This window comes from Coprococcus sp. AF16-22, from assembly GCF_003461545.1.
GTDB classification, from domain to species: Bacteria; Bacillota; Clostridia; order Lachnospirales; family Lachnospiraceae; genus Coprococcus; species Coprococcus aceti.
On record NZ_QTXH01000003.1, the window covers coordinates 342,907 to 366,139 of the forward strand.

Here is a 23,233-nt window from a genome sequence, read left to right on the forward strand (position 1 = left end):
AGGGACCCACGTAAGTGGGGGGATTCCTTGTGAAGAGTGGAAGCGCACTGATGTGCGCGCAGGTCATCAAGCGGTGCTTGACGACATATTACGCAGACGCCGCGCGTAAGCGCCTTTCATGCGTCTGCTCCTTTATAAGGAGGGACCCGCTTAAGTGGGATATTCCCTAAAGTGGCTGATTGGGGGCACCACCTTCCGCCACTATAAAAGTGTAAGAGAAACAAATATTAGATCTGGAACAGATTTATAAAGCCGGATCAGATTGGAGGAACAGATGAGAAATTACACAACACAGATGGACGCAGCAAGAAAAGGCATAGTAACTCCTGAGATCGAGAAAGTTGCCGAGAAAGAGCATATGTCCACTGAGGCGCTGATGAAACTGGTAGGAGAGGGCAAGGTAGCGATACCAGCTAACAAGAAGCACACATGTTTAAACCCAGAGGGAGTTGGAAGCATGCTGAGGACCAAGATCAATGTCAACCTCGGTGTGTCAAGAGACTGCAAGGATTATGGTATCGAGATGCAGAAGGTTATGAGTGCTGTCGAGATGGGAGCAGAGGCGATCATGGATCTGTCAAGCCACGGCAATACACAGCCGTTCAGACAGAAGCTCACTTCAGAGTGTCCGGCTATGATAGGAACTGTGCCGGTATATGACAGCGTTATCCACTATCAGAGAGATCTTGCGACACTGACAGCACAGGATTTCATCGATGTGGTACGTCTTCACGCGGAGGATGGAGTTGACTTCGTGACTCTCCACTGCGGAATAACAAGAAAGACGATCGAACAGATCAAGAAACACAAGAGAAAGATGAATATAGTCAGCCGTGGCGGCAGTCTTGTATTTGCATGGATGACCATGACTGGTAACGAGAATCCGTTCTACGAGTATTTTGATCAGATCCTTGATATATGCGAGGAATACGATGTGACAGTATCACTTGGAGATGCATGTCGTCCGGGATGTCTTGCGGACGCAACGGATGTATGTCAGATAGAGGAGCTTGTCAGACTTGGAGAGCTGACAAAGCGCGCGTGGGATCATAACGTACAGGTTATGGTTGAGGGCCCTGGTCATGTGCCACTCAATCAGATCGCAGCCAACATGGAAGTTCAGAAGACACTCTGTATGGGCGCACCATTCTACGTACTTGGACCTCTTGTCACAGATATAGCACCGGGATACGATCACATCACAAGTGCCATAGGCGGAGCGGTCGCAGCCATGAACGGCGCAGCATTCCTCTGTTACGTCACACCAGCAGAGCACCTTGCCCTGCCAAATGTAGAAGATGTCAAGCAGGGAATCGTCGCATCCAAGATAGCAGCCCATGCGGCAGATATAGCAAAGGGGATACCTGGAGCGAGGGATATAGATGACAAGATGGCGGATGCGAGACGTGTCCTCGACTGGGATGCACAGTTTGCATGTGCCATAGATCCTGAGACCGCAAAGGAGATTAGGGACAGCAGGAAGCCTGATGACGAGTACAGCGACACGTGTAGTATGTGCGGTAAATTCTGTGCTGTCAGATCGATGAACAAGGCGCTGTCAGGGGAATACATAGATATACTGTAATTACCAAGAAACTTAAAATATAAAAAGATCCGGCAGTATATGTCCATCTCGGCATGTACTGTCGTTTTTATATGCATAAAAATATATGGAAATAAGTACAAAAAAACGGGTGTTCAGCCGAAGATGTTTACTATTTTGCCTATTGTAATGCCGGGTGAACGAGTTTAGAATAAAACCGAAAACAGGAGTAAATTATAGAAAAGAAGGGAAAAAAGTGAACAAAGATCTTACTGTGGGAAGGCCTGAATCCGTGCTTTGGAGATTCTGCCTGCCACTTTTCGGAAGTGTGATATTTCAGCAGCTCTATAACATAGCGGACAGCTTTGTGGCGGGGCAGTTCATAGGAGAAAATGCTCTGGCGGCGGTCGGCAACAGCTATGAGATAACACTTATCTTCATAGCATTTGCATTTGGATGCAATATAGGCTGTTCGGTCATAGTATCCCAGCTGTTCGGGGCAAAGAAATACAGCGAGATGAAGACTGCGGTCTGGACTACTCTCATAGCAAGCGCGGTACTTGTGGCGGTTCTCATGCTGGTTGGATTCCTGCTTGGAGAGAGACTGCTGGCACTTATTGATACCCCGGATGAGCTGATGAGAGATTCGCTTACTTATCTGAACATATACATATTGGGCGTGCCATTTTTGTTCTTCTACAACATAGCGACAGGAATATTCTCTGCGCTGGGCGACTCGAGAACACCGTTCATATTCCTTGCCATCTCATCGGTGTCCAATATAGCTGTTGATATACTGTTTGTAAAGACATTTGAAATGGGAGTAAATGGAGTTGCGTGGGCTACATTCATCTGTCAGGGCGTGAGCGCTGTACTTGCGATAATAGTTGTGTTCAGACGCCTGACAGCAGTTCGCACTGAGGGGAAGGTCCGTGTATTTTCGGGAAGCATGCTGGGCAAGATAGCAGTCATAGCCATACCGAGCATACTTCAGCAGAGCTTTATCTCAGTTGGAAATATAATTATTCAGAGCGTCATCAATGGATTTGGAGCCTCTGTCATAGCGGGCTATGCGGCGGCTGTAAAGCTCAACAATCTCGTCATAACGTCATTTACAACACTTGGAAATGGAATATCCAACTATACCGCACAGAATCTTGGCGCGGGTAAGATCGACAGGATAGGACAGGGACTTAAAGCTGGAATAAAACTCATATGGGGACTATGCATACCATTTGCGGTTTTGTACTTCTTCTTTGGCCGTTATGGCATGTATCCATTTATGGAGAACAGGACAGGACTTGCCCTTGACACGGGAGTCACGTATCTCAGGATACTGGCGCCGTTCTACTTTGTAGTATCGGCAAAACTTGTAGCTGATGGAATACTAAGGGGAACAGGCATGATGGGCAGATTCATGACATCGACGTTTACGGATCTGATACTCAGAGTGGTGCTGGCGATAGTGCTGTCAAGAGTTATAGGTTCCGCCACAGGAATATGGCTGGCCTGGCCGATAGGCTGGACTATAGCAACAGTCATGTCACTGTTATTCTGTGTGAATGGTATTAAGAAGCTGAAAAGAGAAAAAACAGGGAGGATAGAATAGATGACAGATAAAATGACTCAGAAGAGCCATGAAGATATGAGTAAAGAAATAAACAAGGATGGTGTGGCGGTGCGTACACGGGGATATCATATATGGAGAGTTATATTCTGTATAATAGGCGTGCTGGGAATGCTGATGTTCATATATCCGGTGTTCAGAGGTTGCCATGTGAATATAGGAACCCTGCTGGGAACAGGCGTGTTTGCACTTCTCACATTGTATGGAGTATTCAGGGCAAAGATAGACAAATCTGTCAGAAAGCTTTGGGATAAAAAAGCAGGAAAGATATGCTTAAGTTTCGTGCTTGCACTTGTCACTGCTGCGCTTGCCCTTGTTGTGGTCATCACTTATCACATGGTCTATGCGGCTCATGTAAAGCCTAAACAGGATGCCACAGTCGTAGTGCTCGGATGCGCAGTTAGAGGCGGTGGACCAAGCCTTATGCTGAGGGAGAGACTTATAGCAGCACAGGATTATCTTGAGGAGAACCCGGAGGCCGTATGCGTTGTGTCCGGTGGACAGGGCGCAGATGAGAGCATGTCGGAAGCTCAGTGCATGTATGAATACCTTACAGAGCACGGAATTGCTCCGGAGAGAATATATATGGAAGACAAGTCCACGTCCACAAGGGAGAACATAAAGTTTTCGGCTGAGATCATCAGACAGAACGGACTGCCGGACAAGATGAATATAGTGACAAATGAATTCCACGAGTACAGGGCAAAGCGTATAGCGGACAAACAGGGCATAGAGACGGGCTCCATAGCCGGAAGCACTGCATGGTGGCTGCTTCCGACATACTATGTCAGGGAGATGGCAGGCATACTGTATGAGTGGATCAGTGGCTGATACGTGGACAGGTGCGCTGCAAGGCGGACAAAGTGAATACAATGATCCGCCGGACACCCATGCAGGTATATTTGGTCGAAATGCACAGATAACCTTGAAAAAACCTTGTAATATTTCTTGAAAAATGCATGTAAAAACGTACTTCTAAATAGAAGAAATTATGTTATAATGACTCTGTATGATACAAATACAGTATCCAGTTAAAAGGAGAATGAGATGAACAAATTAGAACTTCAGAAAAAAGCTGTAGAAGTTCGCAAGGGCATTGTTACAGGTGTATACAATGCAAAGAGCGGACATCCAGGCGGCTCATTATCAGCAGCAGACCTGTTTACTTATCTTTATTTCGAGGAGATGAATGTGGATCCTAAGAATCCTGAGGACGAGAATCGTGACAGATTCGTGCTCTCAAAGGGACACACAGCTCCGGGCTACTACGCAGCACTTGCGTTAAAAGGCTTTTTCCCAATAGAAGACTTAAAGACACTCAGACATGTTGGATCTTACCTTCAGGGACATCCTGACAAGAAGCACACTCCAGGAGTGGATATGTCATCAGGATCACTGGGACAGGGACTTTCAGTTGCAGTGGGTATGGCACTTGCAGCCAAGATGCAGGGCAAGGATTACAGAACATACTGTCTCTGCGGTGATGGAGAGATCCAAGAGGGACAGATATGGGAGGCAGCTATGTTCGCAGGACATAGAAAGCTTGACAATCTGTGCGTTATAGTAGATAACAACAATCTTCAGATTGACGGAACGGTTGAGGATGTATGTTCACCATATCCTATAGATGAGAAGTTCAAGGCATTCAACTTCCATGTTATCAATATCAATGGCAATGACTTTGACGAGATCGACAGGGCATTTGCTGAGGCAAAGTCCCACAAGGGTGAGCCTACAGCGATCATCGCCCACACGATCAAGGGCAAGGGTGTATCATTCATGGAGGACAAGGCCGGCTGGCATGGAAAGGCTCCGAATGAAGAAGAGTATAAGATCGCCATGGAAGAACTTGAGAAGGAGGCTGCAGCATTATGATAGAGAATAAAGCAATCGCAACCAGAGAGAGCTATGGCAATGCCTTAGTAGAGATCGCAAAGGAGCATGATGATCTTGTTGTTTTAGATGCAGACCTTGCAGAGGCAACCAAGACAGTTATTTTTAAGAAAGCTTATCCTGAGCGACACGTTGACTGTGGCATCGCGGAGGCGAACATGGCAGGAATAGCTGCCGGAATGTCAACATGCGGATATGTTCCATTTATGAGTTCATTTGCAATGTTCGCTGCAGGACGTGCATTTGAGCAGGTGAGAAATACCATCGGCTACCCACATCTGAATGTGAAGATCGGTGCAACCCACGCAGGAATCTCAGTAGGTGAGGATGGAGCAACACATCAGTGCTGTGAGGATATCGCACTCATGAGAGAGATACCAGGCATGGTTGTCATTAACCCATGTGATGATGTAGAGGCAAGAGCAGCAGTCAAGGCTGCATACGAGTATGTTGGACCTGTATATCTCAGATTTGGAAGACTGGCAGTTCCAGTACTCAATGATGAGAGCACATACAAGTTTGAGATCGGCAAAGGGGTTAAGCTCAAGGACGGCAAGGACATATCTATCATAGCTACAGGACTTTGTGTATCTGAGGCTGTGAAGGCTGTGGATATGCTCGCTGCTGACGGTATAGATGCTGAACTCATCAACATCCACACTATCAAGCCTATCGATGAGGATATCATCGCTGAGACAGCTCAGAAGACAGGAAGAGTGTTCACAGTTGAGGAGCACTCCATCATAGGTGGTCTCGGAAGTGCTGTTGCAGAGGTGCTTGCTGAGAAGTGTCCTACAAAGCTGACAAGGATCGGTGTGAGAGATACATTTGGTGAGTCAGGCCCTGCAAAGGAACTGCTTCACAAGTATGAGCTTGATGCCGAGGGTATCTACAAGCAGATCAAGGCTGCGCTGTAATCCTAATGTGATCATTTGGAGACATAACAGAGAACACAAGATAAATAGCTGATACTAAATATCTGTGAAAGATATAGAGAGTTATATACAGATGGGGGAGCCTGCCGGTGGCAGGCTCTTTCCATATATACATATGAACTGTCAGATGGGCGGTAGACACTGCAGACATCCGGCAGATTCTGTGATTTACATACACAAGGGCTGAAGACCAGATGAAACTGGGAACTTTACAGAAAAGAGGTAGGAATCATATGGGCAGAGAGTATGTAGAGGAGCTTAAGAACCGCGTGCTGAATGGTGGAGCGGAGATCACATATGATGAGGCTCTAAAGCTTGCACATGAGGATCTGGATATACTGGCGGCTTCAGCAAATGAGATAAGAGAGTATTTCTGCGGAGACCGGTGCGATGTGTGTTCGGTCATAAGCGTGAAGGAGGGCAGATGCACAGAGAACTGTAGATACTGTGCACAGTCCAGGATAGCGAAGAAGGATATACCAGAGATAAATCTGCTTGGTAATGAAGCGGTTACTGAGGGTGCATCGATTGACTATGACAAGGGAAGCTTCAGGTACTGCCTTGTGGCTGAGGGCAGGAGACTTTCAAAGCGGGAGGTTGAGCTTGCTGAGAAAACGGTCAAGGATATACACGACAATGTGGATATCAACATATGCGCGTCATTTGGCCTGCTGGATCAGGAGGACTTTACGAAGCTTAAGGGTGCGGGACTTACAATGATACACAATAACCTTGAGACATCACCTGCATATTTTCCGGAGGTGTGCACCAGTCACACCCAGGAACAGAAGAAGGCGACAATACGCGCTGCAAAGGCTGCGGGACTCATGGTGTGCAGTGGCAGTCTGTTCGGCATGGGCGAGACACTTGAGGACAGGGTGGCGCTTGCATTTGAACTTAGAGAGCTTGGCGTGGATTCGGTTCCGATGAACCTCCTCAATCCGAGGGAGGGGACGCCATTCTATGACAAGACACCTCTCACTGAGGAGGAGTACGTCAGAACGATAGCAGTATACAGATTTGTCATGCCCCAAGTCATGATAAGGCTTGCGGCTGGAAGAGGAAGATATGAGGACAACGGCGAGGCTGCACTTGCAGCCGGGGCAAATGCGGTCATAAGCGGTGACTTCCTGACCACCGATGGCACATCATTTGACCTTGACTTTGACATGATAAGAAGAAACGGATTTGTCACGGACAGAAAACATTCATAGACATTTGTAGGTGCTCCGTGCGCAAGGCAATTGGATGAGAAGGATTAACTGCACGCAAATAAGAGAATATAACATGCAGAATAAGTTTTAGAAGGAGAAGTATATGAAGATTTATGACAGGATCATGGGACTTGGAACAAAGATGACAGACATGGATGCATCCACATATCAGGGCGCATTCATAGGCAAGATATCCTACACAGTAGACAGAGAGAAGGCAGAGGCTGCCGACAGCATTACATATGAGTATGGTGATGTTAAGGAGAACGCATTCATGTACATACTCTCTATCCTTGGAAAGGTAGAGGGAGAAGAGACTCCTGTTGAGAAGATGACCATCACACTCGTAAAGGCATCAGACAAGGAGAAGGAGATCAAGAGAGTGGAGAAGACGGATTATGAGGACGAGAAGCCATTCCACACATTTACAAAGGAAGAGGTTTATGCATTCAGCAAGGAGACAGGAGACGAGAATAAGATCCACCTCACAGACCATCCTGTAGTTCAGGGAATGTTGCTCCTCCGCACAGCAGCATGTGCACACGAGGACCTGAAGAGACTTGATGTTAAGTTTGTAGAGCCTTCATACGCAGAGGAAGAGCTCATGTGGGGCAGCAATGGCAGAGAGCTTGTGCTTTATGCAGATGGCTATGTAAAGGCTTCATTCAAGGTTGTGAAATAGTTTCCGCTAACAGACGATCATTATGATAGATACAAAATAGGCGTCATACCTGATCAGGTATGATGCCTATTTTGTTGTTTGAATTAAGACTAGTTTATTCTTATGAAATCGGATCTTACATATCCGGTGTATTTCTTTGAGCCCTTGGTGTAAGTGATCTTATACCACGCATTCTTGCCGGAATATTTGCAGCCGCTGATCTTGACCTTTGATCCTCTGGCAAGTTCCCGGATGATACGTTTGTTGGTTCCTGCCCCTGCCCTGAGACGGACCTGGCTGTCAATGACTGTTCCGCTCAATGAGCTGGCTTTTGCGGGAGCTTTTGAAATGTCGCCATATACTATCGAACCATTGACATTCTTATATGCAAGAATCCTGTAGCCGAAGCCACTCTTCAAAGCAGGAAGTATACAACTGGTTGTTTTGTAAGAGGATATTTTCTTTACTCTTGTGTATTTGTTATGGGCAATATCATATTTGTATATGATGTAGCCGGATACATTTGAAAGCTTCTGCCAGTGCAGACAGCGATACGAACCGAGAGGAGTATACTTAAATGAAGATGTAAAGGTTCGTGGCTTTGTACATTTGCTGAACTCCAGGCGGTTGCTGTACATGATCGCACCGTTGTATTCATAATACGCCCTCACGCCGAATTTGTATGTTGTGGCGGGAGAAAGTCCGGTAAAGTTATAACTTCTGGATTCGTCGCCTATGCATCTTGCAATTCTGTCATATTTACCAGTGGACGTGTTGTATTTGTACACGAAATAGCCTGTGACTCCGGAAATCTTGCTCCAGCGGACATTAATGGAACTGGAAGTCCTGTCTGCTATTGCGGCCTGGGTAGGCATGTCCGGGGCGGTATCGAAGATTGGAGGTTCAGGATCTGTCGATGCAGTTACAGCCTCTGCATAGGTGGCGGTGCAGCTATATTCTTGCGAGTAAGCCCCGAATACAGTGCCGGTATTTAATTTATGGTATCCGCGCACCATGTAGGTATATTTTTTACCGCTGGTGAGACCGTTATCAGTGTAGGTCAGAGTGCCGGCCCCCTTTGTTGTTCCGATCGACACATATTTTCCTTCGGCCTCATCGTAACGCACTATCTGATAACCATATACCTCAGGAACCTTATTCCAGGTGAGAGTTATGGATGAGCTGGTCGATGACTTAAATGTGAGTTTTGTAGGTGCTGCCGGTGTATTTACATATTTGAAATCGAGATCCGTCGGATAGCTTATTCCGGCGACGGTTCCGTTGTCATCGTACTGCCAATATGAATGAGTGGCGGTCAGCGTGTCTGAATCGTTGTACTGCGCATTCCATATTGGGTATTTGTTGTTTATACTGGTGATGTTCATGTCATCGGTTATAACACTTTTGCTCGCATACAGCATGCCCACGTAGCCACTTGCTTCCACTGTACTGCAAAAAGTGTTGATGACCGTGGTGGCAGCGCTTTTGGACAGGTGCGCATTGTAGAGCCTGCCGGTCAGTCCACCCTCCCATGCGTATTCGTAGTCCATGACGATGGGAAGTGTAAGGTTGTAAGAGGATACGATGTTCAAGGTGTATGCCGCCTCCTGCCTGGCCTCGGTGGCGTTTATGGCCTGAGAGTAGAAGTACGCTCCGACATCAATCCCTGCCGCAGTTGCTTTCTTGACATTCTCAGCAAATTTGGAGTCGACGAAATATGCACCTGAACCATAGTACCTTCCTCCAGCCCTGATAAAGGCAAATGTAACGCCGCTGGATTTTACCTTGCTCCAGTTGATGGAACCGTTCCACTCCGATACATCTATCCCCTTCATGACAGTGGAGTTCTTGAACTGGGATGCGTGTGTATATGTTGTCGATGAGAGCGTGGCAACACCATAAGGATTAGCGCTGTCTGACTGCTTTTGCAACTGCCTTATCGTCTCAGGATCGTTGCCGTAAATACTATATATGTGGTCGATCTCGGCATCGGTCAACTGAGTGTAGTCAAAGTTACCTTCATCCACAACTTCTTGGACCTCAGATCTGGTCGATGATGTTGAGATGGTGGAGGTGTCAGCCGCGTATACTGTGGCAGAGTGGAAGATATTATCTGCCGCAGTCAGTATAAATATTCCAAGGGAAATAATAAAAAGTTGTTTAGATAATCGTTTTATTCTCATGTAAGCCTCCTAATATAAATGTTACAATTATATTACAAAAAGATTATTAAAATATTATTAATAAAAGGCCTGCGTGAGAAAAATATTGAGAAAAATATAAAAAAATAGGGGAAAGCAGGAGATACAAAGTATGTATGCTTTTCCCTATTTTAATTGTATAAGTATAAGAATTACTTGACACGTATGAAATCAGATCTTATATAGCCGGTATATTTTCTGGAGCCTCTGGTGTATGTGACCTTATACCAGATATATCTTCCAGACTTTGCATAGCCGGAGATCTTGACTTTTGAACCCCTTGCAAGCGTTCTGACTACTCTGCTGTTTGTTCCGGCTTTTGCACGGAGGTTTACGCTGCTGTCAGTGATTGTTCCGGTAAGAGATGTATTCTTGACCGGTGCATTTGACATTGCTCCGTAGTATATCTTGCCGTTGTACTTCATGTAAGCAAGAACACGGTAACCGTAGCCTCTTCTGAGGTTAGGAACAAAACAGAAATTTGTCTTGTTGGATGTTATCTTCTTAACTCTTGTGTATTTGTTTGCCTTCTGATCATACTTGTATACGATGTAGCCGTCAGCGTATGACAGCTTTGACCACTGGAGGAATCTCTGCGATCCAAGTGGTGTGTATTTGAAGGATGATGTAAAGGTTGCCGGGAGAGTGCAGGAGCTGAAATCCTTGCGGTCACTGAAGCCTGTGAATCCATTCCGCTCTGTGTATGCTCTCACTCCAAATTTGTATTCTGTTCCGGCTTTAAGTCCTGTAAATGTGTATGTTCTGTTGCTGCTTCCGCTGATACGTGCCACCTGCTCAAATGACTTGCTGGACGTATTATATTTGTATACCGTGTAGCCCGTGGCATCAGAAATCTGTGTCCATCTTATGGTCACGGATTTGGCTGTCCTTGATGCGGTTGCGATCTGGGAAGGAACAGCAGGTCCGGTAAATCCGCTCACTGCGCTGGCTGTCTCTGTGTAGTGGTATGTTCCATTTTTCTTGTAATATGCACATACCGTGTAGCTGTACTCGGTTGAATGAGGAAGTCCCTTGTGTGTGTATGTGTCAGTAGACTTGGAAGAGATCTTTGCAAGCCTTGTCCAAGTAGCATTGGATGGCTCCCATACATATACGATATATCCGTCAACATTTTCCTGCTTATTCCACTTCAGTGTAAGTGAGCTTGTGTAGGCTGAAGTGATCTTGAGCCCTGTAACCTCGCCTGGGTCGGTGGTTATGGTCTTGGCATCTGACAGAACGTGCCAGATGGTGTTGGTATCAGTTGTTGTGTATGCGCGTACCTTGTAGTTATATTTTGTGCCAGGATTGAGCTGGCTGTCGGTAACGTCGCAGTCGTCAGGAGAATTGGTCGTGGCAATCGTCTCGTAGCTGCCTGATGAACCGTTGCTTCTGTATACTCTGTATCCTGTTGCTGCAGGGATAGGTGACCATGAAAGTTTTACAGATGTAGGCGCTGTAACTGTAGCCGCAAAGTTCTCTATGGTATCAGCTATTGTAATACCGGTACACTCTGCTGAGTAGGTTCCGTAGATGGCTCCTGAGCTCAATTTGTAATATCCGCGTACCTTGTATGTATACTTTTTACCGTCCTGAAGATTCTTATCTGTAAATGTAGTCGTTCCGGCACCCTTGGCAGTTCCCACGGAGACGTATTTATCTTCGGAGCTGTCGTAACGCACGATCTGGTAAGCATAGACCTCAGGGATCTTCGTCCATGTCAGTGTGATAGTGGAGTCTGTGCACGCTGACTGTGTCAGAGATGAAGGCGCGGCAGGAGATTTGACATATCTGAAATTCATATCAGTTGCATTGCTGATTCCTGACACCTTGCCGACGTCGCTGTACTGCCAGTATGAATGTTTCACTGTGAGAGTGTCCGTGTCGTTGTACTGGGCATTCCATATAGGATATGACTGTGCGATCGAAGATGCGTTCATGTCGTCTGTGATGACAGTCTTGCTGGCGTAGATCATGCCTACGTAGCCCTTTGATTCAACTGCCGCACAGAATGCTTTTATGACATTTGTAGCTGCGCTCTTGGAAAGGTGGGCGTTGTACAGACGACCGCTCAGACCTCCATCTTCCCATGCGTATTCATAATCCATGACAACGGGATAAGTTATGTTGTAGCCTGAGATCAGGTCGGTAGTGTATTTGGCTTCTGTCTTGGCCTCCGATGTGCTGATGGCCTGTGAGTAGAAGTACACACCCACGTCAACACCTGCATTCAGTGCATTTTTGATATTATCCTTGTATGTAGAATCGATGAAATATTTTCCTGAACCGTAGTAGCGTCCACCCACACGTATGAATGCGTAGGATATTCCTGCGGCTTTAACCTTTTTCCAGTTGATGTTGTCGCCGTTCCACTCGGATACGTCTATGCCCTTGATGACTTTGTAGCCATCGAACATGGAAGAGTGGGTATATCTGGCACTCAGCGTAGCTATATCGCCGGTGGCGTTGTAATCGGATTGACGCTGGAGCTGTTTGATGGTTTCGGGATCGTTATTATACAACTCGTATATGTGATCGATCTCTGTACCGTCCAGCTCTGTGTAGTCGAAGTTTCCATCGTCCACTACCTGCTGTACATCCTCCCTCGTCGATGTAACGCTTATGTCGGACATGTTTGCGGCATAGGCTGTTTCGGGCACGTTGCCGGCAAATGCGAATACACTTATACCCAGAGCAGCGCCCAGAATTATCCTGGTAAATTTTCTGATAATCATGAATTCCTCCCGTTTTGTAAAAAGTTTTGAGCACAGTTTACATAATATAATGTACGCTATGAAAAGTCAATAAAACTGCACTGATTTGTTACGAATATATTACAAAATGCTTATTAAAATCCAGCTAAAACATAAAGCCTGAATGAAAAACAAGAAAAAAGTCGGTAAAGGTTGATGTTTTTCATATTAAATACATAAAGTCTATGTTATAATTAGCAGGCATATGAAATTTGGAGGACAATAACTGTTGGATGATAAAAAAAGAGTTGGATTTTTAGGCGCGTTGAAGAACATGTTCGTAGGTGTCGCAAAACCGGAAGCTTATTACAGAAATGGACGATTTGGACGGATGTCATCGGCGATGCTGATAACATTTATCATGAGCACACTGACTTATCTGGTGATATTCTTTATTCCATATAACCAGTTGTTTGGCGGCGGAAGGTTTGCGGACAGGATAGACCGGAATATGGAGGATTTTTCACTGACCGGAGATGGCTTTTACTACGATGGGACATTCGACTGGTCGGATGATGAGAACATGTCCTACATAAAGATCGACACATCGAAGACGAAAGTGGATGAAGCTGTTGCAAGAGACCTTGCTGCAGACGGCGGGTATCGTACCGTATTCATCATATCAGCGGATGAGATACTCACATATAACTCAGGAAGAACACAGATCATAAGATGTAAGGATATATATGAATCCCTGAATGAGACATATGGATTCAAGGCTGTTACAAAGCAGGATGTGATCAATCTCATAAATAAGCTCGACACACCAGTGCTTGTGCTTGCATGGGTATTGCAGATAATTGTTGGATTTGTGCTCACGTTGTTCTGGTCACTGCTCATAACGGTAGCGGGACTGATAGCGGCATCCATGAAGAAGATCGAGGTATCATTTGGCACTATTTACAAATCTGCCATATATATAAGGTTATTATGGTATTTCCTCATGATGGTCATTGCAACATACATATGGCCGGCGAAGAGAACGATGGGGATGCTGGCGCTTTTCATATCTGTGATATACATATTTGCCGCTGTATCACAGTATCATAAGAATAACCCGGATGACGATCCACAGGAAGATCCGGCACAGGTAGAACAGAATGATCTGGCGCAGGAATTTTCCCAGTATGAGCAAAGGTAAATAATTATAGAAGACACATTCAAATACAATATATAAAACAGTAGGAGGAGTATTCATATGAATTTGAGAAAGACAAAGATAATTTGTACATTGGGACCGGCGACGGACGATGATGAGGTGCTCAGAAAGCTCATGATCGAGGGGATGGATGTTGCCAGATTCAATTTTTCTCATGGTGATCATGCCCAGCACAGGAAGAACAAGGACAGAGTGGAGAAGCTTCGTGAGGAGCTTGGACTTCCGGTTGCAACACTGCTTGATACTAAGGGCCCGGAGATAAGAGTTGGGGACTTCAAGGAGGGCAAGGTTGAACTCGTAGAAGGACAGACATTTACACTGACGACAGAGGATGTGGTGGGCGACCAGGCAAAGGTATCCATTACATACAAGAATCTTGTGAACGATGTCAAGCCGGGAGATACCATACTCATCGATGACGGCCTTATAAATATGAAGATAGAGAAGGTTACTGATAAAGATATCGTGTGCCGCGTGGAGAATGGCGGACCTGTATCAAACCACAAGGGTGTAAATGTTCCAAGAGTTAATCTCACCATGCCATACATAAGCGATGTAGACAGGGCGGATATAATCTTTGGTATTGAGAATGATTTCGATTTCATCGCTGCATCATTTGTAAGATCAGCCGACGATATACTTGAGATCAGGAAGATCCTTGACGAGTATGAGTGTGACAATATCAATATCATCGCCAAGATTGAGAATATGCAGGGCGTTGACAATATAGACGACATAATCAGAGTGTCCGATGGAATCATGGTCGCAAGAGGAGATATGGGTGTTGAGATACCTCTTGAGGATGTGCCTATCATCCAGAAGATGATCATCAAGAAGGTATACAATGCGGACAAGCAGGTCATAACAGCTACACAGATGCTTGACTCCATGATGATACATCCAAGACCTACCAGAGCAGAGGCGACAGATGTTGCAAATGCCATATATGACGGAACAAGTGCAATCATGCTCTCAGGAGAGACCGCAGCGGGCAAGTATCCGGTTGAGGCTCTTCACACCATGAAGACCATCGCAGAGAGAGCAGAGCGAGACATAGATTACAACAAGAGATTCTTCAACAGGGATGCGGTGCAGAATCCTGATATAACGAGTGCTATATCACATGCGACATGTACAACGGCCATAGACCTTGCAGCGGCAGCCATCATCACTGTTACCAAGTCAGGAAAGACAGCGAGAATGCTCTCAAAGTACAGACCAAAATGTCCGATCATCGGATGTACCCCTGTTAAGAAGGTTGCCAGACAGATCAATCTTTCATGGGGAGTTCAGCCTCTTCTTATAGGTGAGGAGAACAACACTGACGATCTCTTCGAGCATGCTGTTGATGCGGCAAAGAAGCACGGCTATGTTAAGGATGGTGAGGTGACTGTAATCACCGCCGGAGTCCCACTTGGCGTGACCGGCACGACAAACCTGATAAAGGTACACGTTGTAGGACATATCCTTGTAAAGGGCTTCTCTATAAATGAGAGATCTGCAACCGCACCGCTCTGTGTATGCGAGTCAGAGGATGAGCTCATCAAGAACTATAAGGATGGAGACATAATCGTCATAAATGAGACCAGCAACAGGATCATGGATCAGCTCAAGACTGCATCTGCGATCGTGTGTGAGAAGAATGGTGGCAATTCACATGCTGCCATAGTCGGACTCAGCCGTGACATACCTGTTATCCTGGGTGCACAGAACGCGACCAAGATACTTAAGTCTGGCGCTATAGTTACTGTAAATGGCGAGGATGGAGTTGTAATTTCAAACTAGTATATGTAACAAATATGTAACAAAAAATAAATACAAACGTATAAAACAACGCCTCCTGTGTTGACAAATGTAATCATTATTGCTATACTACAATAGATTTGTAACAAAGATGTAATAATTGTTGCGTTAAGATCAGCACAGGAGGTTTTTTATAATGTCTAAAGCAAAGTCATTTAAGAAGACTATAGTTGTTGCTGCAGCGGCAGGAATGATGATCACCACTTCCATAGGAACGGTGAGCGCGGGACAGATATACAGCGATTCAACTGTAGGTATTTCATCTGCATTTGACAGATATGCTAACACCCTTGCGGGCAATGATAAAAACGCAGGCGATGCTGCAAAGGCGGCAACGTCCACAGATGCACAGAAGACTACAGCATCCGCAGGAAAGAATGCTGCGGAGACCAAGAAGGACAAGACAAGCGAAGAGAACAAGGTGAAATATCCTGATTTCAAGGATAAGTGTCTTGTTGCCACCGAGGATTATGTGAATATAAGATCGGGAGCCGGAACTGATTCAGATGTAGTTGGTATCATAGGGAACAATGGAATAGCAACCATAGAGAAGAAGGGCAAGGAGTGGACCAAGGTCACATCAGGTGACTGTACAGGATACATAAGGAATGACCTGCTTCTTTTTGGAGATGATGCGGGAGCCTATGCCGAGGCGAACTGTCCGAAGCAGGTAACTGTCAATACAGAGACACTCAACGTAAGAACAGAGGCTGATGTGAACTCCGACTGTATAACACAGGTTGGATCAGGCCAGAGCTTTGATGTCATATCACAGGATGACAAATGGGTGCAGATAGCACTTGACGACGAGACGAATGGTTATGTCAGCACTGAATTTGTAGATGATACATATGCATTTGCAACTGCCAAGTCCATGGAGCAGATCCAGGCAGAGCTTGATGCGAAGGCTGCGGAAGAAAAGGCGGCAGAGGAGCAGGCAAGACAGGAACAGGAGAGCGCAGACGAGGCAGAAGCTGAGGACGCATCAGATGACAGCCAGAGCACAGAGGATGATTCCTACACGCCAGATCAGCCGGATACAGATTCTGCAGATCAGTCATCGGATACATCAGACGACACATCATCTGACAGCAGCGATTCAGACGATTCACAGAACAATGTAGTGGCACCGAGCGGCCAGACAGGAATAGACCTTGCGAACTTTGCAACACAGTTTGTGGGTAATCCATATGTATATGGCGGATCGAGCCTTACGGATGGAGCTGACTGTTCAGGCTTTGTCATGGCTGTATACGCTCAGTTTGGATATTCACTTCCACACTCAGCGGGAGCACAGTCACAGTATGGAACAAGAGTAGACACTTCAAGTCTTGAGCCTGGAGACATACTTTTCTATGGAGACAGCTCTATAGAGCACTGCGCTATATATATCGGAGACGGAATGATAGTACATGCCAGCACAGAGGAGACCGGTATCAAGATATCCTCTGCATTCTACAGAGATCCGCTCTGTGCAGTCAGAATCATAGGACAGTAGACAAGCTGTATATAATAGGGTATAATGAATACATTGAAGCGCACATGGTATACATGTGCGCTTTTTGTGTAAAATGGCGAAAACATGACAGCGAAAATAAATAAAGTTGTCAATATGCACATAAAAATACGTCAAATATATTGAAAAAAAGACTCGTTGTGGTATAATGGTCATATCAATTTGGATCATATCCAAAAAAGAAGGAGTTGGGCATCATGAATTACATAATCAGCGGTAAGAACATTGAAGTTACAGAAGGACTTAGAAATGCAGTACAGGACAAGCTCTCAAAGCTTGAGAAGTACTTTGCGGCTGATACTGGCGCACAGGTCACATTCAGCGTTGAGAAAGATAGACAGAAGATAGAGGTAACGATTCCTATGAAGGGACATATCATCAGAGCCGAGCAGGTTAGTGATGACATGTATGTTTCGATCGATCTCGTTGTAGAGGTTATTGAGAGACAGGTTACCAAGCATCGTAAGAAGCTCATTGACAAGGAGCAGAATGTAGCATACCTGAACGATGCATTTGTCGACGAGGACGTTGAGGATGATGACGATATCAAGATCGTGAGAACTAAGAAGTTCGAAGTAAAACCTATGTATCCAGAGGATGCATGTATCCAGATGGATCTGCTTGGACATAATTTCTATGTATTCAGGAATGCAGAGTCAGATGAGGTCAATGTCGTATACAAGAGAAAGGGCGGCACATACGGAATCATCGAGCCTGAATATTAAGATCAGATATTGGCAAAAGCACGGTTAATATAAGTGCCGATGATAATTGAATATAGTATTTTAAAGGAGACTTTCGGTTATAGAAGGTCTCCTTTTTGCTTGATATAAATGTCATATGATGTTAGAATGTACCCTGAATAACGATAGCTAGGAGGTCAAAAACAACATGGGTTTGTTTGAGAAAATATTTGGAACGCACAGCGAGAAGGAATTGAAAAAGATCAATCCTATAGTTGATGCGATAGAGGCACTCGACGAGAAGATGCAGGCACTTTCAGATGAAGAGCTGAGGGGCAAGACACAAGAGTTTAAGGACAGACTTGCTGCCGGCGAGACGTTAGACGATATATTGGTAGAAGCATTTGCGGTTGTGAGAGAGGCTGCATACCGTGTACTTGGAATGAAGCATTACAGGGTACAGCTCATAGGAGGAATAGTTCTCCATCAGGGAAGAATCGCAGAGATGAGAACGGGAGAAGGAAAGACACTTGTATCAACACTTCCTGCTTATCTGAATGCCCTTGAAGGAAAGGGAGTCCATGTTGTAACTGTCAACGACTACCTGGCAAAGCGAGATGCTGAATGGATGGGGCAGGTGCATGAATTCCTCGGACTTAAGGTAGGAATCATACTCAACAGTTCCACAACAGACGAGAGACGTGAGGCGTATAACTGCGATATTACATATGTTACCAACAACGAGCTCGGTTTCGATTACCTGAGAGATAACATGGTAATCTACAAGGAGAAGCTTGTTCTGAGAGATCTTCACTACTGTGTAATCGATGAGGTGGATTCAGTTCTTATCGATGAGGCACGTACTCCTCTTATCATATCCGGTCAGAGCGGCAAGTCTACAGAGCTCTACAAGATGTGTGATTACCTTGCGAGACAGATGAAGCGAGGTGAGGGTGATGGAGAGATATCCAAGATGGATATGCTCATGAAGACAGAGATAGAGGAGGATGGAGATTTCCTTGTAAATGAGAAGGACAAGTACGTCATGCTCACTGCAAATGGTGTGAAGATGGTAGAGCAGTTCTTCCATATTGACAACCTCTCAGACCCTGAGAACATGGAGATCCAGCACAATATCATCCTGGCACTCCGTGCACATAACCTCATGTTCAGAGACAGAGATTATGTGGTGAAGGATGATGAGGTACTCATCGTTGATGAGTTTACCGGACGTATCATGCCCGGACGTAGATTCTCAGATGGTCTGCATCAGGCTATAGAGGCAAAGGAGAATGTAAAGGTCAAGAGAGAGAGCAAGACTCTTGCAACGATCACATTCCAGAACTTCTTCAACATGTTTGACAAGAAGGCAGGTATGACAGGTACAGCCCAGACAGAGGAAGAGGAGTTCAGAGAGATCTATGGAATGGACGTTGTTGTCATTCCTACGAACAGACCTATACAGAGAATAGATCAGCCGGATTCTATATTTAAGACTAAGAAAGAAAAGCTCAATGCGATCGTTGAGCAGATTAATATAAGTTACAGAAAGGGACAGCCGGTGCTTGTCGGTACGATCAATATCGACGCATCAGAGGAACTCAGTCATATGCTGTCCAAGAGAAAGATACCTCACAAGGTGCTCAATGCCAAGTTCCACGAGCTTGAGGCTGAGATAGTTGCAGACGCTGGACAGAAGAATGCGGTAACCATCGCGACTAACATGGCAGGACGTGGTACTGATATCAAGCTCGGCGAGGGTGTTGCAGAGCTCGGAGGACTCAGGATCATCGGTACAGAGAGACACGAGAGCAGACGTATCGATAATCAGCTCCGTGGACGTTCAGGACGACAGGGAGATCCGGGAGAGTCAAAGTTCTATCTGTCACTGGAAGATGATCTGATGAGACTTTTCGGATCAGAGAGAGTTATGTCAGTGTACGATACCCTTAAGATACCTGAGGGCGAGGAGATAGAGCATAAGACTATTTCCAACTTCGTAGAGAAGGCACAGAAGAAGATCGAGGGTAACAACTTTGCCATAAGAAAGAATCTTCTTGAGTATGACCGTGTTAACAACGAGCAGAGAGAGATCATTTACAAGGAGCGTAGACGAGTTCTTGACGGCGAGAACATGCACGAGGTTATCCTCAAGATGATAAAGGATGATATAAATGCAGCAGTAGATCAGGTATGCTCATCAGAGACAGCACCTGAGGATTGGAATCAGGTAGAGCTGGATGACATGATAAGGGGCATAGTTCCATTTGCTGAGCCGGTTACACTTACCGAAGAGGAGATCAAAAAGGCAGATATCAGCGAGCTGAAGGACAGACTGTACAATGAAGCTCTTGAGCTCTATGCTGCCAAGGAGGAAGAGATCGGTGATCCTGATCAGATGAGAGAGATCGAGCGAGTTATACTCCTCAAGACTATAGATAGAAAGTGGACAGATCATATCGACGACATGGATAATCTGAGACAGGGAATCGGACTTAGATCACTTGGCCAGAGAGATCCTGTTGTAGAATACAAATTCGCAGGATATGACATGTTCAATGACATGACAGCAGCGATCCGTGAGGATACTGTAAAGCTTCTTCTCAGAATAAAGGTTGAGCAGAAGATTGAGCGTGAAGAGGTGAATAAGGTTACAGGAACCAATAAGGATGACACAGTGTCAAGGGGACCTGTAAAGAAAGCCAAGAAGATAGGCAGAAATGATCTCTGTCCATGCGGAAGCGGTCTGAAATATAAGAACTGCTGCGGTAAGAACGCATAAATACGTGATACAGGAGAAACCAAGTGATAGAATTGGATGAGTTCAGGGCGACGATGGCCTCCTATAGGGATCCCTTGGGGGAGGTCAAGTCATCCCTTGACATTGAAAACAAGACAGACAGAATAGCAAAGCTTAATTATGAGATGGAACAGCCGGATTTCTGGGATGATATCGACAGATCCCGTGAGGTATCGAAGGAACTGAAGGGACTTCAGGATCTGGTTGAAAACTATAAGAAGCTTGAAAATGACTATGTGGATATAGATACACTGATCCTGATGGCGGAGGAGGAGAATGATCCGAGTCTTGTGCCTGAGATAGGGGAGCAGATAGATATATTTACGAAGGAATTTGAGGAGTATAGGATAAATCTTCTCTTCACTGACGAGTTTGATGACTGTAATGCGGTACTCACACTCCATTCAGGAGAGGGCGGAACGGAGTCCTGCGACTGGGCGAGTATGTTGTACAGAATGTATACCAGATGGGCAGAAAAGCACGGCATGAGTGTTGAGGTGCTCGATTTCCTTGAGGGCGATGAGGCTGGTATAAAGTCTGTGACCATTCAGATAAATGGGCAGCATGCGTACGGATATCTCAAGTCAGAGAAGGGAGTGCACAGACTGGTAAGAATATCACCATTCAATTCGGCCGGCAAAAGAATGACTTCGTTTGCATCCTGTGATGTCATACCGGATATAGAGCAGGATTTGGAGATAGAGATCAGGGATGAAGATATAAGGATAGATACCTATAGATCGAGCGGCGCAGGTGGCCAGCATATCAATAAGACATCATCGGCCATCAGAATCACACATTATCCTACCGGTATAGTTGTTCAGTGCCAGAATGAGAGATCACAGCTCATGAACAAGAATAAGGCTATGCAGATGCTGAAGTCCAAACTTTATCTATTGAAGAAACAGGAGAATCTGGAGAAGATTTCGGACATCCGCGGAGAGGTAACTGACAATGGTTTTGGAAGTCAGATAAGATCGTATGTGCTCCAACCGTATACCATGGTCAAGGATAAACGTACATCCTATGAGAATTCAAATGTATCGGCGGTTCTCGATGGAGATCTTGATGGATTTATGACAGCCTATCTCAAATGGGTGAATAAGGTTGAGGTGTAGCAGCACATGAGAGTCATTTGATGATAAGAAATTAGTCTTTGACAATGACGCTTTATACTGATAAAGTAATGACGTGCTAAACTTGCATTATTATGCAGAAAAAGGAGATAAGAAGGAGATAAAAACATGGTGAATATAGCAGTATTAGGTTATGGTACAGTGGGTTCAGGAGTTGTGGAAGTGATTAACACCAACCATGATATTGTTAACAAGAGAGCTGGACAGGAGATAAACGTTAAGAGAGTGCTTGATCTCAGGGAGTTTCCTGGGGATCCTGTCGAGAATATTCTCACCCATGATTTTGAAGATATACTTAACGATGATGATATAAGCGTCGTTGTGGAGGTTATGGGAGGTGTTGAGCCTGCATATACATTTGTCAAGAAGTGCCTGCTTGCCGGAAAGAGTGTGGCAACCTCCAACAAGGAGCTTGTGGCCGTTCATGGACCTGAGCTTATAAAGATTGCCAGAGAGAGCAATATCAATTTCTTCTTTGAAGCATCAGCAGGCGGTGGAATTCCTGTTATAAGACCACTTAACACATCCATAACTGCGGATGATGTTACGGAGATCACAGGAATACTCAATGGTACAACGAATTACATCCTAACCAAGATGGATAAAGAGGGGGCTGACTATGCGACAGTGCTGAAGCAGGCACAGGAGCTCGGATATGCGGAGCGCAATCCTGAGGCTGATGTAGAGGGTGGCGATGCGTGTAGAAAGATAGCTATACTTACATCTCTCGTATATGGCAAGAACCTGGATTACAACAGGATACATATGGAGGGAATAACCAGGATAACAACAGATGATTTCAAGTATGCGGATAAGATGGGTTACTCTGTAAAACTTGTCGGAACAACCAGAAAAACAGACGGCAAGCTATATTCATATGTTGCCCCGGTCATGCTTCCACATGACAATCCGCTGGCAAAGATAGATGATGTATACAATGGCATACTTGTACATGGTAATGCACTTGACGACGTAATGTTCTACGGCAAGGGCGCCGGAAAGCTTCCAACAGCGTCTGCGGTTGTATCAGACGTTATTGATGCAGTGAAGAATGCGGGAAGACATGTTCCTATCATATGGGAGGACGAAGAACTTGAGATGGGTACATTTGCGGACTCAGAGAGCAGATTCTTTGTCAGAACAGATGAGAAGAATGAGGCTGCCATCAAGGCGGTATTTGGTGATGTTGAGTATGTCGATTCTGATCTCGATGAAAAGGCATTTGTTACAGCAGTGATCACAGAGGGTGAATTTGAGGCATGTTGCAATAAGATTGGTGTCAAGAGTGCTCTTAGAGTGCTGGATTAGT

The 23,233-nt window shown here is 45.3% G+C and carries 16 protein-coding genes; 14 read left to right on the forward strand and 2 right to left on the reverse strand.

The features are described from left to right. Positions 1–274 precede the first annotated feature (274 nt). The 7 genes from thiC to DWW60_RS05940 all read left to right on the forward strand — a co-directional run bounded on the left by thiC (position 275) and on the right by DWW60_RS05940 (position 7,894). The gene (thiC, locus tag DWW60_RS05910) at positions 275–1,585 is read left to right on the forward strand and encodes a phosphomethylpyrimidine synthase ThiC (protein WP_022215820.1); all 1,311 of its coding nucleotides are present in this window, start codon (positions 275–277) and stop codon (positions 1,583–1,585) included. Between the two features lie 214 nt (positions 1,586–1,799). Then, positions 1,800–3,152 carry an MATE family efflux transporter gene (locus DWW60_RS05915; RefSeq protein ID WP_022215819.1) on the forward strand — a complete coding sequence of 451 codons (1,353 nt, stop codon included), beginning with the start codon at positions 1,800–1,802 and terminating at the stop codon, positions 3,150–3,152. Then, entirely contained in the window at positions 3,153–4,001 is an 849-nt protein-coding gene (locus DWW60_RS05920; protein WP_055223200.1) for a YdcF family protein, read from the forward strand. It abuts the gene before it with no gap. Between the two features lie 216 nt (positions 4,002–4,217). Next, on the forward strand, positions 4,218–5,045 hold the full coding sequence (locus DWW60_RS05925; protein ID WP_004850272.1) for a transketolase: 828 nt from the start codon (positions 4,218–4,220) through the stop codon (positions 5,043–5,045). Then, positions 5,042–5,980, forward strand: a complete 939-nt coding sequence (locus tag DWW60_RS05930; RefSeq protein ID WP_015533848.1) for a transketolase family protein — start codon at positions 5,042–5,044, stop codon at positions 5,978–5,980. Before DWW60_RS05925 ends, DWW60_RS05930 begins: the two co-directional genes overlap by 4 nt. Positions 5,981–6,231: 251 nt before the next feature. After that, complete coding sequence (gene bioB / locus DWW60_RS05935) at positions 6,232–7,212, forward strand: biotin synthase BioB (protein WP_117874602.1); 981 nt, start codon at positions 6,232–6,234, stop codon at positions 7,210–7,212. Between the two features lie 103 nt (positions 7,213–7,315). After that, complete coding sequence (locus tag DWW60_RS05940; RefSeq protein ID WP_022215816.1) at positions 7,316–7,894, forward strand: hypothetical protein; 579 nt, start codon at positions 7,316–7,318, stop codon at positions 7,892–7,894. Positions 7,895–7,983: 89 nt separating this feature from the next. Here DWW60_RS05940 and DWW60_RS05945 read toward each other — a convergent pair whose 3' ends face one another. Both DWW60_RS05945 and DWW60_RS05950 read right to left on the reverse strand, forming a co-directional pair. Beyond that, positions 7,984–10,056 (reverse strand): GH25 family lysozyme, encoded by a 2,073-nt coding sequence (locus DWW60_RS05945; protein ID WP_117874604.1) that lies wholly within the window; start codon positions 10,054–10,056, stop codon positions 7,984–7,986. Positions 10,057–10,226: 170 nt separating this feature from the next. Beyond that, entirely contained in the window at positions 10,227–12,809 is a 2,583-nt protein-coding gene (locus tag DWW60_RS05950; RefSeq protein WP_117874606.1) for a fibronectin type III domain-containing protein, read from the reverse strand. Between the two features lie 247 nt (positions 12,810–13,056). On the opposite strand from DWW60_RS05950, the gene DWW60_RS05955 reads away from it, so the two are divergent. The 7 genes from DWW60_RS05955 to DWW60_RS05985 all read left to right on the forward strand — a co-directional run bounded on the left by DWW60_RS05955 (position 13,057) and on the right by DWW60_RS05985 (position 23,232). Beyond that, positions 13,057–13,968 carry a DUF1189 family protein gene (locus DWW60_RS05955; RefSeq protein ID WP_022215813.1) on the forward strand — a complete coding sequence of 304 codons (912 nt, stop codon included), beginning with the start codon at positions 13,057–13,059 and terminating at the stop codon, positions 13,966–13,968. A gap of 57 nt (positions 13,969–14,025) precedes the next feature. Further along, positions 14,026–15,771 (forward strand): pyruvate kinase, encoded by a 1,746-nt coding sequence (gene pyk / locus DWW60_RS05960; protein WP_022215812.1) that lies wholly within the window; start codon positions 14,026–14,028, stop codon positions 15,769–15,771. A gap of 154 nt (positions 15,772–15,925) precedes the next feature. Further along, positions 15,926–17,287 (forward strand): C40 family peptidase, encoded by a 1,362-nt coding sequence (locus DWW60_RS05965; protein WP_117874608.1) that lies wholly within the window; start codon positions 15,926–15,928, stop codon positions 17,285–17,287. A 215-nt stretch (positions 17,288–17,502) separates the two neighbouring features. Beyond that, a complete protein-coding gene (hpf, locus tag DWW60_RS05970) occupies positions 17,503–18,030 on the forward strand; it encodes a ribosome hibernation-promoting factor, HPF/YfiA family (protein ID WP_022215810.1) in 528 nt (175 codons plus the stop codon). Between the two features lie 166 nt (positions 18,031–18,196). After that, the gene (gene secA, locus DWW60_RS05975) at positions 18,197–20,770 is read left to right on the forward strand and encodes a preprotein translocase subunit SecA (RefSeq protein ID WP_015533855.1); all 2,574 of its coding nucleotides are present in this window, start codon (positions 18,197–18,199) and stop codon (positions 20,768–20,770) included. Between the two features lie 23 nt (positions 20,771–20,793). Further along, on the forward strand, positions 20,794–21,906 hold the full coding sequence (gene prfB, locus DWW60_RS05980; protein ID WP_055146426.1) for a peptide chain release factor 2: 1,113 nt from the start codon (positions 20,794–20,796) through the stop codon (positions 21,904–21,906). A gap of 126 nt (positions 21,907–22,032) precedes the next feature. Beyond that, positions 22,033–23,232: a homoserine dehydrogenase gene (locus DWW60_RS05985; RefSeq protein WP_117874610.1), complete on the forward strand. Its 1,200-nt coding sequence runs from the start codon at positions 22,033–22,035 to the stop codon at positions 23,230–23,232. Position 23,233: the final 1 nt, after the last annotated feature.

Excerpts from the sequence above, each read along its gene's own strand:
- DWW60_RS05965 (WP_117874608.1), top strand. The coding sequence starts at position 15,926 with ATGTCTAAAGCAAAGTCATTTAAGAAGACTATAGTTGTTGCTGCAGCG.
- hpf (WP_022215810.1), top strand. The coding sequence starts at position 17,503 with ATGAATTACATAATCAGCGGTAAGAACATTGAAGTTACAGAAGGACTT.
- DWW60_RS05930 (WP_015533848.1), top strand. The coding sequence starts at position 5,042 with ATGATAGAGAATAAAGCAATCGCAACCAGAGAGAGCTATGGCAATGCC.
- DWW60_RS05950 (WP_117874606.1), bottom strand. The coding sequence starts at position 12,809 with ATGATTATCAGAAAATTTACCAGGATAATTCTGGGCGCTGCTCTGGGT.
- DWW60_RS05920 (WP_055223200.1), top strand. The coding sequence starts at position 3,153 with ATGACAGATAAAATGACTCAGAAGAGCCATGAAGATATGAGTAAAGAA.
- DWW60_RS05985 (WP_117874610.1), top strand. The coding sequence starts at position 22,033 with ATGGTGAATATAGCAGTATTAGGTTATGGTACAGTGGGTTCAGGAGTT.
- DWW60_RS05925 (WP_004850272.1), top strand. The coding sequence starts at position 4,218 with ATGAACAAATTAGAACTTCAGAAAAAAGCTGTAGAAGTTCGCAAGGGC.
- secA (WP_015533855.1), top strand. The coding sequence starts at position 18,197 with ATGGGTTTGTTTGAGAAAATATTTGGAACGCACAGCGAGAAGGAATTG.
- DWW60_RS05945 (WP_117874604.1), bottom strand. The coding sequence starts at position 10,056 with ATGAGAATAAAACGATTATCTAAACAACTTTTTATTATTTCCCTTGGA.
- bioB (WP_117874602.1), top strand. The coding sequence starts at position 6,232 with ATGGGCAGAGAGTATGTAGAGGAGCTTAAGAACCGCGTGCTGAATGGT.
- pyk (WP_022215812.1), top strand. The coding sequence starts at position 14,026 with ATGAATTTGAGAAAGACAAAGATAATTTGTACATTGGGACCGGCGACG.
- thiC (WP_022215820.1), top strand. The coding sequence starts at position 275 with ATGAGAAATTACACAACACAGATGGACGCAGCAAGAAAAGGCATAGTA.
- DWW60_RS05940 (WP_022215816.1), top strand. The coding sequence starts at position 7,316 with ATGAAGATTTATGACAGGATCATGGGACTTGGAACAAAGATGACAGAC.